Source organism: Ochrobactrum sp. WV_118_8, from assembly GCF_039631535.1.
GTDB lineage: Bacteria > Pseudomonadota > Alphaproteobacteria > Rhizobiales > Rhizobiaceae > Brucella > Brucella anthropi.
The window spans coordinates 212,929-226,065 of sequence record NZ_JBDIUZ010000001.1; the positions used below are offsets into that span (position 1 = coordinate 212,929).

The following is a 13,137-nucleotide window of genomic DNA, read 5'->3' on the forward strand; positions in this document are numbered from 1 at the left end:
TCAGATGTCCATGCCGAGAAGCTTGCCGACCGTGTGGACATCCTTGTCGCCACGACCGGACAGATTGACGATCATGACCTGATCCTTGCCCATGGTCGGTGCCATTTTCACGGCCTGCGCGATGGCATGGGCGGATTCGAGGGCAGGGATGATGCCTTCGGTGCGGGTACAAAGCTGAAAAGCATCCAGCGCCTCATCATCGAGGATCGGCACATAATCGACGCGCCCGCTGTCTTTCAGCCATGAATGTTCAGGCCCGACGCCCGGATAGTCGAGACCGGCAGAAACGGAATGACCTTCGAGAATCTGACCGTCATCGTTCTGGAGGAGATAGGTGCGGTTGCCATGCAGAACGCCGGGACGACCTGCGCTCATCGAAGCGCAATGTTCTTCACCGTCGAGACCGCGTCCGCCCGCTTCGACACCGACGATCTTCACCGAGGCGTCGTCAAGGAACGGATGGAACAGACCGATGGCATTGGAACCGCCGCCGACCGCTGCCACGATCACATCCGGCAGGCGCCCTTCCTGCTCCAGAATCTGCTGGCGCGCTTCGTTGCCAATCACCGACTGGAAGTCGCGCACCAGTTCCGGATAGGGATGCGGACCGGCAGCAGTGCCGATCAGGTAATAGGTGTCTTCGACATTCGTCACCCAGTCACGCAGGGCTTCGTTCATCGCATCCTTGAGCGTGCCGTTGCCTGCAGAAACCGGGATCACTTCGGCACCAAGCAGCTTCATGCGGAACACATTCGGCTTCTGACGTTCGACGTCGGTTGCGCCCATATAGACCACGCAGGGCAGGCCGAAACGCGCGGCAACGGTGGCCGAAGCCACACCATGCTGTCCGGCGCCGGTCTCAGCGATGATACGGGTCTTGCCCATGCGCTTGGCAAGCAGAATCTGGCCGAGGCAATTGTTGATCTTGTGACTGCCGGTGTGATTGAGGTCTTCGCGCTTGAAGTAGATTTTCGCGCCGCCCAAATGCTTGGTCAGGCCTTCGGCATAATAGAGCTTGGAAGGACGACCTGCATAATATGTGGAAAGCGCGTTCAGCTCCGCCTTGAACTCAGGGTCGTTCTTCGCCGTTTCATAGGCTTCCTGCAATTCAAGGATCAGCGGCATCAGCGTTTCGGCGACGAAGCGTCCGCCGAAAATACCGAACATGCCCTCTTCATCGGGGCCTGTCTTATAGGAATTGGGTGCAACCGGCTTGTTCAACGCTTCCGCTCCGTCAGTTCAGGCTGTCTACAGGGCAACGGCGCGCATCGGCGACAGCCCGGAAAAAATTCTCGATGAGACGCACATCCTTTTGGCCGGGCGCGCGCTCGACGCCGGACGATATATCGATGCCCGGCGCCTGGGTCTTGTGCAGCGCCTCGGCGATATTGTCCGCATTCAATCCACCGGAAAGCATGTAATCGATATCCGCGTCAAGCGCCGCCAGAAGTTCCCAGTCGAATGACACGCCATTGCCGCCTGGCAGCTCAGAGCCCCTTGGCGGTTTGGCATCGAACAGGAAACGGTCGGCTATGCCTTTATAGGCTGCAATCGCGGTAAGATCGCTGGCTTCGCGCACCGAAAAAGCCTTCATGACCGGCAGGCCATAACGCGCCTTGATGAAGGCCACGCGTTCCGGCGTCTCATGGCCGTGAAGCTGCAGAATATCTGGCTTCACGGTTTTCACGATATCATCCAGCGTTTCATCGTCCGCATCGACTGTAACGGCAACGACAAGCGCACGTTCCTTGACCGCATCGCGCAGGCCTGCCGCTGCCTGCGGGGTTATATGGCGCGGGCTTTTTGGAAAGAAGATGAAACCGATATGCGTCGCACCGCCGTCGAGGGCGGCGGCAACAGCATCGGGGGTTTTAAGCCCGCATATCTTGATATCGAGAACCATGGTTTTCCGTCGCATAAATCCGGGGTCTACTCAAGTTATTCCGTCCATTGTCGACCTATTCGGAGACCGGATGGCCGTCAAAACCCTGTGCGATCAGAAAATCATACGCCTCCATGACCTCAAGGGGAACAGCCTGCGCGATCTGATAGCCCCTGGCGGGATATTCCAGAATGCGTTGAAGATCGCCGGTCATCTCGCTGATAAGCATTTCGACCGGATGATCTGCCGTTGGCTGGTCCTCGAAGGATACGAGCGGCGCGGTGATGCTTGCGCGTGCTTCCGGCCATTGCCGGGCCGCGGTCGCCAGAACACGGCGTTGGGTCTGCGGCTTGGTCACAAGGATGGCGCTGATTGCACCGGGTGCAAGCCGTTCGCGACTGAACCTTATATTTTCGCCGATATTGGTGGCATTGGGTTCGATGGTGATCGCTTCTTCAGGCACGCCGCGCCTGATTGCGATTTCAGCAAAAGCTTCTGCTTCACTTGCCTTGTAGAGCCTGTCCGTCCAGTGACCACTTTTGCCGGTGAATACCAGCCACGTCGCCATGCCGGCCAGAAAGAGATCGGCTGCCCTCTCGGCAACGCGTGGATCGTAGCTGCCAAGCCCGATAATGACATCGGCAGTTTCCAGCGGATCATAGATGCAGTGATAATCCCACAGCACCTTGGCGGCGGTCAGTATGGATGCGGTCATGTGAAGTCGATAGCCTGTAATGCGCTGCCATTGCGCTTCAGCCAAGCCTTGCAGCGCTCCGTGTCGGGGCAAAGCTCATGGCAGAGTTTCCAGAATTTCGGCCCATGGTTCATCTCGATGAGATGGGCCACCTCATGGGCAACGAGATAATTGATCACCGGGGCAGGGGCCATGCCGATGCGCCAGGAGAAAGAAAGGATGCCGTCCGAGGTACACGACCCCCAGCGGCTCTTCGTATCCTTGAAGCGCACTGCCTTGGCCTTGCGGCCGACAGCCGCGGTGTGACGGACGACAAGCGCCTCGATCTCGCGCTTCACTTCGCGCTTGATGTGATCGGCAACGCGGCGTGGCAGATGTGCCGGGTCGCCATGGACGAGCAGAATATTGCCTTCGAGAAGCTGTGTGGTGCCGCGCCCGGGCTGATGCACGATCTTGTGTGGCACGCCACGCAAGGGGATTTTGATACCGGCGCGCACGCCTGGCTGGTCGGGCAGTTTTGCAATGCGGCTTTCGATCCAGCCTTCATGGCGGTTGAGGAAGCTCAGCACCTCGCGCTCGGGAAGGCCGGGCGGAACCGTAATGCGCAGTCCCCTGCCGCCTGCTTCGATACGCAGGGTCAGTCGTTTGGCACGCGGATTCTCGAAAACACGTAAAGGAAGTTCGCGTCCGGCGACCGCATGGATACGTTCGCTGCGAACGGTTGTCGTTCCAGCGGATGCCCCTTTACCGCTGATTTGCCGAAGAAAGGATAAGCCCATCGCTTAAGAATAAGCGATTCGCTTAAAAAGCCAGAAAAAATTGCTGTTTTGACCGAAACGGCGCAGCCAAACCGCGCCGTTTCGAGAGATTTCAGGGTGTTATACCTTATCAAAGATCGGTGATGTCGTCCTTGCCGCCTTTCGCGCGCGGGGCAGGCGTCTTCTTCGAGGCCGCACGGCGTTCAGCCATGAAGCGGTCGAATTCTTCCTTGTCGCGAGCGCGGCGAAGTTCTGCAGCATAGGCCTCGAATTCGGCGCGTGCTTCTTCAAGCTTGCGGCGTTCTTCGGCCAGTCGTTCCAGTTCGGCGCGGCGCCAGTCGTCAAAAGCCTCGTTGCCGGTGGTGCTACCGAAGTTGAAGCTTTCGCCCTTGCGGCAGTTGCGAAACGATCCGAACATGGAATCGGTCTTCTCGTTCACGCCGCGCTTGAATCCTTCGAGGCGGTCGCCCCAGAGGATATAGGCCAGCATGGCAAGGCCAAGTGGCCAGAACAGGATAAAGCCGAGCACCATCAGCGCAATCGTGGCTGGCGTCCATGCCGGGCGGATCAATGCAGTATTGGTCATGGTCTGCTCCGTCGAAAAGCGCATGCCATTCAACCGTTCGACATCGTCCGGCAACATGCGCAAAACCAAGGCCTGCCAGCCCGCCCTGTGCGGGCATTTTGTTCTGGCGGCTTGACTTCGACGTGGTGAAAAGATTGCGGCTTTTCAAGAATGCAACTTGCGGATTCAGGCCACGCTTCTGCTAACCAATGTGATTAATTCGAAATTTTCTTGCGAAAATGTTCGAGAAAAGTGACGGCAAGCCCGGCGATCAGTGCCCAGAAGGCAGAGCCGACGCCGAAAAACGCCATGCCGGAGGCCGTCACGGCAAAAGTTATGGTCGCCGCAAGACGCTCATGTTCATCCTTCAGCGCCAATGACATGGCGTTGATGAACGGGCCTGTCAGGGCAAGCCCGGCAACAAGGGCGATGAGCGTTACCGGTAATACGGCAAAGATTGCGACCAGTGACGCCCCGAAGAGGGCAAACACCACATAGATCGCCGCATAGACCGGACCGGTAAGCCAGCGTTTGGTGTGATCGGGATGTGCATCGGGATTGGTGCAGAGTGCCGCCGAAATCGCGGCCAGATTGGTGGTCGATGCGCCGAAAGGAGCCGTCAGCAGTGAAAACAGACCGGTTACGCGCAGGCAGGCGCTGGTTGGCGGCTCATAGCCTGAAGCACGCAGTACGGCGAAACCCGGCAGGTTCTGCGAGGCCATGGTCACCAGATAAAGCGGTATCGCGATGCCGATCATCGCACCCATGTGGAACTCTGGCCAGATGAGGGTGAGCGTGGAGATTTCAGGCGCGGGCAGTGCGGGTGAGCGCCCAGTGGCGAGCGCGAAGATCATTCCGATCACCAGAACGGCAATGACGGCGAGCGACGGGTTGAACAGGCGGATAATAAAGAACAGCGCTACCAGCGGCAGGACGAAAACCGGATCGCCAGGCACTGTTTTGGCGGCGGCAATGACGAAACTCAGCAGCACGCCTGCAAGCATACCTGATGCGACGGAGGCTGGAATGCGGGAAACAAGCACCGACAATTGGCGGATCAGTCCGGTGGCGACCAGTGCGAGCGCCGTCACGATGAATGCGCCAACCGCTTCCGGCATGGTGAAACCGGCACTGGCGCCGATCAGCGCCAGCCCCGGTGTAGACCAGGCCGCGATGATCGGCATCTTGTAGCGAATGCTGAGCCAGGCGGATGAGGCGGCAATCGCAAGGCAAATCGCCGTCACCCAGCTTGCAGTTTCGGCCTGTGTGGCGCCCAGCACCTGCGCTGCGGCAATGATGAGTGCCAGCGTGCCGCCGAAACCGACAATGGCCGCAACCGCCGAGGAAGCGAAAACCGAAAACCGCATGATTTCGCTCCGTTATGATTTTTCGCCGATGCGTTCCGCCAGACCGGATACGGTGCGGATCAGAAGATCGAGATCCTGCGGTCGCGACAGGCGATGATCCCCGTCGCGCACCAGTGTCAGGGTCACGTCATCGACAGGCAGGTGTTCCACCAGCGTCAGCGCATGCTTGTAGGGAACATCGGGGTCCTGCATGCCTTGCAGGATATGAACCGGACAGCCGGTCTCGATGATACCCTTGAGAACCAGGTTCTTCCGTCCGTCCTCGATCAGCGCACGGGTATAGACATAAGGATTGGGCGAATATTCGGAGGGTTCTTCGAAATAGCCCTTTTCCTGAAGGTCGTTTTTCTGCGCGTCGGAAAGTGTGGGCTCCACAAGCACAGCCGTAAAATCCGGAGCAGGTGCGATCAGGACGATCCCGGCAGGCGGGTTCCCTTCCTTTTTGAGCTCCTGCGCCATGCGCAGCGCGATCCAGCCCCCCATGGAGGAGCCGACCAGAATCTGCGGACCTTTGGCATATTTGCGATAGACGGCGAGGCTTTCGTTCAGCCAGCGCGAGATGGTGCCTTGATTGAAATCGCCGCCGGATTCGCCGTGGCCGGAATAATCGAGCCTGAGTGCGCTGTGCCCAGTCTCAGTCGCCCATTCATCGAGAACGACCGCCTTGGTGCCCAGCATGTCGGACCGATAGCCGCCGAGCCAGACCACACCGGGAGATTTGCTTCCGGCTCTGTAACGCAGGGCGATTTTCGCTCCGTCCACGTCGATGAATTCCGGCCCCGCAACGCTCATGACAAATCTCCTCATTTTCCGGGAGTGTTTTTGCATGTTCGCAAAAGAGAGAAAACCCGCATGTGGGGCGAGGCCCTTGAAATGACGGCAAATGTGACCGATATGCCGCTTGTCCGCCGCGAAATGACAACAAAAAGAACGTTTATCACGCGGGGGTGATTTTTCCTGTCAAAGATGCTATTGACTTCGCCGCCCGCTTGACGACATTTCCGCGATCAACTGCGGTTTGATTGGGGATATGCCGTCTGGCAGCGAGTATCCGACCGCATGAGACGTAACAATTCAGGAGATAACGACCATTCGCCGACCCTTCAGAGCGACGCCGGTTCAGAAAGACGGACCGCGCTCCAACCGTGATATCCGGGTTCCCCGGGTTCAGCTTATCGATGCCGAAGGCCAGAACCACGGTGATGTTTCCATTCAGGAAGCTATCGCCATGGCTGAAGAAGCAGGTCTCGATCTCGTCGAGATCGTGCCGAACGCAGAGCCTCCGGTTTGCAAGATCGTCGACCTCGGCAAGCTGAAGTATCAGAATCAGAAAAAGGCCGCCGAAGCGCGCAAGAAGCAGAAAACGGTTGAAATCAAGGAAATCAAGATGCGACCGAACATCGACACCCATGACTATGAGGTGAAGATGAAGGCTGCTCTGCGTTTCTTTGAGGAAGGCGACAAGGTCAAGGTTACCTTGCGTTTCCGTGGACGTGAAATGGCGCACCAGGAACTTGGCATGAAGCTTTTGCAGCGCGTCAAGGAAGACACTGTCGAAATCGCCAAGGTTGAGTCCGAGCCGAAGCTTGAAGGCCGTCAGATGATGATGGTTCTCGCTCCGCGCTGAGCATTTCGAAATGCCTTGGAAAAGCCGCCTTCGGGCGGCTTTTCTTTTGGCCAGGCAAATTGGATCATGGAATCGCAATGAAGACTTTGGGCGAATTGGGTAAATATCAGCAGCGTCGGCGTCTTGCGATCGGCGCCGTCGTGGTGCTTCTGGTCGTGGCGCTGCTTTTTGTCAGCTCGCAATCGACCGGCCATTTTCATGAATATATCGAGGCGTTCGGTCTCAGTCTGATCGTCGCGGCCATCATCGGACGCATGTGGTGTACGCTCTATATCGGCGGGCGCAAGAGCGCGGAAATCGTGCAGAGCGGACCGTATTCGGTCACGCGCAATCCACTTTACGTCTTCAGCAGCATCGGCGCGATGGGTATCGGCGCGCAGACCGGCAGCATCATCATTGCGATCGCCTTCGGCGTGCTTTGCTATCTCGCTTTCTCGGTTGTCATCCGGACGGAAGAGAAATTTCTCAAGCAGAATTTCGGCAAGCCTTATGAAGCCTATTGTGCGAGCGTTCCGCGTTTCTTTCCGAAGTTTTCGCTGTTTCGCGACGACAAAGAACTGATCGTCCGGCCTGACCGGATTTATCGCACTTTTCAGGACGGCCTGGTGTTCTTCGTGGCCTATCCGTTTTTCGAGTTCGTGGAATATCTGCAGGACATTCACGTCCTGCCGGTACTTCTGCGGCTTTATTGACGTTCCGGTTGCGATTCAGTCCAATTCGGGCATTGCGTTTTGCAGTCTTTGAGCCTATAAGGCCGCGTTCGAACCGCCCGGCAGGGCATGCCGTGGCGGTTTCGTATGCTTTTCGGGCTTGGTCAGTCCGGAAGTAAAACTAGGTTCCCATCCGCATCAGGCATGACCGGACGCCACGCAAGAGGCGTCGAGTGCCGGAGGCACGAGGGGGATCGCAAAGAAGGAGTAGCAAAATGCCCAAGATGAAGACCAAATCGGCCGCCAAGAAGCGGTTCAAGATCACCGGCACCGGCAAAATCAAGGCCGCAGCTGCTGGTAAGCGTCATGGCATGATCAAGCGTTCGAACAAGTTCATTCGCGATGCACGCGGCACCATGGTTCTCGCCGATGCCGATGCAAAGATCGTGAAGCAGTTCCTGCCGAACGGCCTCTAAGATTAGTCTGAGAAGGAGATCATAACATGGCACGCGTAAAACGCGGCGTTACCGCCCACGCAAAGCACAAGAAGGTTCTGGATCAGGCTGCTGGTTTCCGTGGCCGTCGCAAGAACACCATCCGCACCGCCAAGGCTGCAGTTGACCGTTCGAAGCAGTATGCTTACCGCGACCGCAAGAACCGCAAGCGCTCGTTCCGCGCTCTCTGGATCCAGCGCATCAACGCTGCCGTCCGCGAGCAGGGCCTGACCTATGGCCGTTTCATCGACGGTCTTGCCAAGGCTGGCATCGAGATCGACCGCAAGGTTCTGTCCGATATCGCAATCCACGAACCGGATGCATTCGGTGCGCTGGTTGCATCGGCAAAGAAGGCTCTCGAGTACCTCAAGAACACCGAGACGCCGAACGCTTTTGAAGGCGCTGTCCGCTAAGCCAGCCGCCTTTCCCAAGCAGTATCGATAATTTGGGGACCCGCGCTGGCTCGGCTGGCGCGGGTTTTCTCGTTTTAAGGATTCAAAGCGGGCATGAAGGATGAACCGGGCAAGTTGAGACTGGATCTGGATGCGGATGATCTCCGCAGCCTGCTGGTTCTGCTTGTCCAGAGCCGGGGCAAGCGCATTTCCAGTGCCGTCATCGGTGGTCATCGTGTCTGGATCAAGCGCTACGATGCAGAAAGGCGCCCATTTCCGAAGCGTCTGCACAGCCTCATCTCGCCGCTTCTTCCCTATCCGTTCCTGCGCAGCCCGAAGGATGTTGGAGAAGCAGACATGGCCGACCGCGAAGAGCGCAAGATGAGCGCTTTTCTGCAGGCAGGCTTTCAGGTTCCCAGGATCGTGTACCACCAAGGGGCGGTGATGGTTCTGAGCGATGTCGCGCCGATTATCCAGGACCAGCTTGACCATTTGCGTCGCAATGATCCGCAGGGCCATGATGCACTTCTCGTGCATTGCGCCCGCGCGTTGGGTGAAGCCCATGCTGCCGGGCTCTGCCATGGGCGTCCGCACCCGCGCGATTTCTTCGAGAAAAACGGCGTTGCCGGTTTTCTGGATTTCGAGGAGGAACCGGAAACGGTCATGCCGCTTGCTGCTGCACAGGCGCGAGACGTGTGGCTCCTGTTTTTCCAGATCACGGCGCAGGCGCGTCTTGCCGGGACACCGCAGCAGACATTCGCAGCCTATCGTGCGGTCGCGCCCGCTGACGTGATTCCGGAATTGAAGAAAATTGTCGGCTTCTTCCGATTTACCATCGCGCCGCTGAGGCTGTTCCGCCGCATTTTTCTCGGCGGCGATGGAAGACGGCTTTTGCAGGCGATGGAATTTTTTGACGCCAATCTTGATGCGTCTCACCAATCAGGCCAAAGAGAGTAACGACAACGCTTCTTTGGCTGCAAAGCGAAATATGTGGAGCGCTGCAGGCGCAACAGGTAACTCAAAACAAGAGGCGTGGAGTGCCGCAGGCACGACAGGGATTTAAACAATGAGTGATCTAGAACAACTTGAACGGCAGATTCTCGAAGACATCGCGGCGGCGGCTGACGAGCCTGCCATTGAAGCCGTGCGTGTCGCCGCTCTTGGCAAGAAGGGCTCAGTTTCGGAAAAGCTGAAGACACTGGGCAGCATGACGCCGGAAGAGCGCCAGGCGCAGGGACCGGCGATCAACGGCTTGAAGAACCGGGTTACCGAAGCGCTGACCGAGCGCAAGACGGAACTGCGCAAGCAAGCGATTGCCGCTCGCCTTGAGCGCGAAAAGGTCGATGTGACGCTGCCGGTGCGTGAAAGCGCTGCATCGCGCGGCCGCATTCATCCGATTTCACAGGTCATCGATGAGATCACCGCAATCTTCGCCGATATGGGTTTCTCGATTGCCGAAGGTCCGGATATCGAGACCGATTATTACAATTTCACGGCTCTGAACTTCCCCGAAGGCCATCCGGCGCGCGAAATGCACGACACCTTCTTCTTCAATGCAGACGAGAAGGGCGAGCGCAAGTTGCTGCGCACGCATACCTCGCCGGTGCAGGTGCACACGATGGAGAAGTTCGCGGCCATCCGTGACAAGGAAGGCCGTGACGAGCCGATCCGCATCGTCATTCCGGGCAAGACCTATCGTATGGATTCCGACGCCACCCATTCGCCGATGTTCCATCAGGTCGAAGGTCTGGTTGTCGATAAGTCGGCCAATGTCGCCAACATGAAGTGGGTGCTGGAAGAGTTCTGCAAATCCTTCTTTGAAGTTCCTTCGGTCAAGATGCGCATGCGTCCGAGCTTCTTCCCGTTCACCGAACCATCGGTTGAGGTTGATATTCAGTGCGACCGTTCCGGTCCGCATGTGAAGTTCGGCGAAGGCAATGACTGGCTCGAAATTCTGGGCTGCGGCATGGTGCATCCGAATGTGCTGCGCGCTTCCGGCTACGACCCAGACGTCTATCAGGGCTTTGCATGGGGCATGGGCATCGACCGCATCGCCATGCTGAAATATGGCATGCCTGATCTGCGTGCTTTCTTCGACGCCGATGTGCGCTGGATCGAACATTACGGTTTCCGTCCGCTCGACATTCCGACGCTTTTCGGCGGACTGAGCGCGTAAGGACAGGAAGGGACAAGACAAATGAAATTCACGCTTTCCTGGCTCAAGGATCATCTTGAAACCGATGCGACGCTGGAACAGATCGTCGAGAAGCTGACCGATATTGGTCTGGAAGTGGAATCGGTCGACGACCGCGCTGCTTTCAAGGCCTTCAAGATCGCCAAGGTCGTAAGCGCTGTTCAGCATCCGGATGCCGACAAGCTGCGCGTGCTTTCCGTCGATACGGGCGATGGCAAACCGGTTCAGGTCGTTTGCGGCGCACCGAATGCACGTACCGGTCTGGTCGGCGTTCTGGGTCGTCCGGGCGACTACGTGCCGGGCCTCGATGTCACGCTTTCCATCGGCAAGATTCGCGGTGTCGAAAGTTTCGGTATGATGTGTTCCGAGCGCGAGCTGGAGCTTTCCGACGAGCACAATGGCATCATCGACCTCCCGGAAGACGCTCCGGTCGGCACCAGCTTCGCGACTTATGCCGGATTGGACGATGCGGTGATCGAGATTGGCCTGACGCCGAACCGTGCCGATTGCACCGGCATTCATGGCATTGCACGTGATCTTGCTGCTGCAGGTCTAGGCACGCTCAAGAATACGTTGCCGGACGCCGTCAAGGGCGAAGGGGAAACCCCGGTCAAGATCATTCTGGATCAGGATGCCGAGAACCCGTTCTGCACCGGCTTCGCACTGCGCATGGTCAAGGGCGTGAAAAATGGCCCAAGCCCCAAATGGATGCAGCAGCGCCTCAAGGCCATCGGCCTACGCCCGATCAATGCGCTGGTCGACATCACCAATTATGTGACCTTCGATCAGGGCCGTCCGCTGCACGTCTTCGACGCTGCCAAGGTCAAGGGCAATCTGACGGTGCGTCTGGCAAAGGATGGCGAAACCATTCTCGGCCTCGATCAGCGTGATTATAAGTTCAAGCCGGGCATGTATGTGATTGCCGATGAGAACGGTCCCGAATCGATCGCCGGTATCATGGGCGGCGAACATTCCGGTTGCGATGAAAACACCACCGATGTGTTGATCGAATCGGCTCTCTGGGACCCGCGCATGATTGCGCGCACGGGCCGCGAACTCGGCATCGTCACCGATGCGCGCTATCGTTTCGAGCGTGGCGTCGATCCGGAAATGATGGTGCCCGGTGCGGAAATTGCGACCAAGCTGGTGCTGGACCTGTGCGGCGGACAGCCAACAGTTCTCGACGTGGTTGGATATAGCAAGCCTACGCCGCGCGTGATCGATTTCCCGGTATCGGAAGTCAAGCGCCTGACGGGCATCGAGGTTTCCTACGACGCATCCTTCGATATCCTGAAGCGTCTTGGCTTCGGCGTTGAAGGCGACGGCAAGGTTATAAAGGCCACCGTTCCGACGTGGCGTGGCGACGTGGAAGGCAAGGCCGACCTCGTTGAAGAAGTCATGCGCATTCATGGCATCAACCAGATCGACCCGCAGCCGCTGCCGGGGCTTGGCACGGTCAATGGTCGTATTCTGACAACCTTGCAAATCAGAACCCGCCATGCCCGCCGCATGCTCGCTTCGCGCGGCATGATGGAAGCTGTGACCTATTCCTTCATTTCCGACGCGCAAGCCAAAGCTTTTGGTGGTGGCAAGCCGGAACTGAAGCTGGCGAACCCGATTGCCGCCGATATGTCGGACATGCGTCCTTCGCTTCTGCCGGGCCTGCTGGTCGCAGCACAGCGCAATGCGGATCGCGGTTTCGGCGATACGGCACTGTTCGAGGTTTCGGGGATCTACGAAGGCGATACGCCAGACAAGCAGCGTCGCGTGGCGGGTGGCGTGCGCCGCGGTACAGCCAAGGTTGATGGCTCGGGCCGTTTCTGGGCTGGTAATGCGGCTCCCGTCGGCGTCTTCGATGCCAAGGCTGATGCGTTGGCAGCACTTGAAGCTGCTGGCGCTCCGGTTGACCGCATCCAGATCGAAGCTGGTGGTCCTGAATGGTTCCATCCGGGTCGTTCGGGCACGTTGAAGCTCGGACCGAAGGTCGTCTTGGGCTATTTCGGCGAGTTCCATCCGGATACGCTGGAAGCACTCGATGTTTCGGGCGCGCTTTGCGGCTTTGAAGTCTATATTGATGCGGTCCCTGAGCCGAAGGCAAAGTCCACGCGCACTAAGCCGGCTTTGAACCTCTCGCAGTTCCAGAGCCTCAAGCGCGATTTTGCGTTTGTGGTGGATGCAGATGTGGAAGCTGGAAATGTCGTGAAGGCAGTTTCGTCGGCTGACAAGAAGCTAATTGTTGGCGTTCAGGTCTTCGACATCTTCACAGGCGCATCGCTGGGTGAAGGCAAGAAGTCGATCGCGGTCGAGGTGCTGCTGCAGCCGCAGGACCGCACATTGACGGATGAAGATCTGGAAGCACTATCGAAGCAGGTCGTGGCCAGTGTGGCCAAGCAGACCGGCGGCGTGCTGCGCGGATAAGCATGAAATGAAAAGCCCGCCATCTGGCGGGCTTTTTTAGAGCATAATCCGACCGGAGTAAAACGAGGATCGATAAGATTATGCTTGAAATAGAAG

General features: G+C 57.9%; 14 protein-coding genes. 7 read left to right on the forward strand and 7 right to left on the reverse strand.

Annotation, left to right across the window (positions count from 1 at the left end; genetic code table 11):
• From trpB to ABDF71_RS01070, 7 genes are all read right to left on the reverse strand, one after another.
• Nucleotides 1-1,221 (reverse strand): tryptophan synthase subunit beta, encoded by a 1,221-nt coding sequence (gene trpB / locus ABDF71_RS01040; protein WP_010657692.1) that lies wholly within the window; start codon nt 1,219-1,221, stop codon nt 1-3.
• A 13-nt stretch (nt 1,222-1,234) separates the two neighbouring features.
• Nucleotides 1,235-1,903: a phosphoribosylanthranilate isomerase gene (locus ABDF71_RS01045; RefSeq protein ID WP_029926268.1), complete on the reverse strand. Its 669-nt coding sequence runs from the start codon at nt 1,901-1,903 to the stop codon at nt 1,235-1,237.
• Between the two features lie 55 nt (nt 1,904-1,958).
• On the reverse strand, nt 1,959-2,597 hold the full coding sequence (locus tag ABDF71_RS01050; protein ID WP_151616000.1) for a YdcF family protein: 639 nt from the start codon (nt 2,595-2,597) through the stop codon (nt 1,959-1,961).
• Entirely contained in the window at nt 2,594-3,355 is a 762-nt protein-coding gene (locus ABDF71_RS01055; RefSeq protein WP_010657695.1) for a M48 family metallopeptidase, read from the reverse strand. The genes ABDF71_RS01050 and ABDF71_RS01055 overlap by 4 nt, the downstream gene beginning before the upstream one ends.
• Nucleotides 3,356-3,464: 109 nt before the next feature.
• Nucleotides 3,465-3,920: a DUF2852 domain-containing protein gene (locus ABDF71_RS01060; protein WP_010657696.1), complete on the reverse strand. Its 456-nt coding sequence runs from the start codon at nt 3,918-3,920 to the stop codon at nt 3,465-3,467.
• A 194-nt stretch (nt 3,921-4,114) separates the two neighbouring features.
• The gene (locus ABDF71_RS01065; RefSeq protein ID WP_071632106.1) at nt 4,115-5,266 is read right to left on the reverse strand and encodes a benzoate/H(+) symporter BenE family transporter; all 1,152 of its coding nucleotides are present in this window, start codon (nt 5,264-5,266) and stop codon (nt 4,115-4,117) included.
• A 12-nt stretch (nt 5,267-5,278) separates the two neighbouring features.
• Nucleotides 5,279-6,058 carry an alpha/beta hydrolase gene (locus tag ABDF71_RS01070; protein ID WP_151616001.1) on the reverse strand — a complete coding sequence of 260 codons (780 nt, stop codon included), beginning with the start codon at nt 6,056-6,058 and terminating at the stop codon, nt 5,279-5,281.
• 298 nt (nt 6,059-6,356) lie between these two features.
• On the opposite strand from ABDF71_RS01070, the gene infC reads away from it, so the two are divergent.
• The 7 genes from infC to pheT all read left to right on the forward strand — a co-directional run bounded on the left by infC (nt 6,357) and on the right by pheT (nt 13,041).
• A complete protein-coding gene (gene infC, locus ABDF71_RS01075) occupies nt 6,357-6,893 on the forward strand; it encodes a translation initiation factor IF-3 (protein WP_012091035.1) in 537 nt (178 codons plus the stop codon).
• A 77-nt stretch (nt 6,894-6,970) separates the two neighbouring features.
• The gene (locus ABDF71_RS01080; RefSeq protein ID WP_010657701.1) at nt 6,971-7,585 is read left to right on the forward strand and encodes a methyltransferase family protein; all 615 of its coding nucleotides are present in this window, start codon (nt 6,971-6,973) and stop codon (nt 7,583-7,585) included.
• Nucleotides 7,586-7,818: 233 nt separating this feature from the next.
• Nucleotides 7,819-8,019 (forward strand): 50S ribosomal protein L35, encoded by a 201-nt coding sequence (gene rpmI, locus ABDF71_RS01085; RefSeq protein WP_006473268.1) that lies wholly within the window; start codon nt 7,819-7,821, stop codon nt 8,017-8,019.
• Nucleotides 8,020-8,045: 26 nt separating this feature from the next.
• Complete coding sequence (rplT, locus tag ABDF71_RS01090; RefSeq protein WP_006468099.1) at nt 8,046-8,450, forward strand: 50S ribosomal protein L20; 405 nt, start codon at nt 8,046-8,048, stop codon at nt 8,448-8,450.
• Between the two features lie 93 nt (nt 8,451-8,543).
• Complete coding sequence (locus ABDF71_RS01095) at nt 8,544-9,386, forward strand: BUD32 family EKC/KEOPS complex subunit (RefSeq protein ID WP_010657702.1); 843 nt, start codon at nt 8,544-8,546, stop codon at nt 9,384-9,386.
• Between the two features lie 109 nt (nt 9,387-9,495).
• Nucleotides 9,496-10,605, forward strand: a complete 1,110-nt coding sequence (pheS, locus tag ABDF71_RS01100; RefSeq protein ID WP_010657703.1) for a phenylalanine--tRNA ligase subunit alpha — start codon at nt 9,496-9,498, stop codon at nt 10,603-10,605.
• A 21-nt stretch (nt 10,606-10,626) separates the two neighbouring features.
• The gene (gene pheT / locus ABDF71_RS01105; RefSeq protein ID WP_151616002.1) at nt 10,627-13,041 is read left to right on the forward strand and encodes a phenylalanine--tRNA ligase subunit beta; all 2,415 of its coding nucleotides are present in this window, start codon (nt 10,627-10,629) and stop codon (nt 13,039-13,041) included.
• The last annotated feature ends 96 nt before the right edge of the window (nt 13,042-13,137 follow it).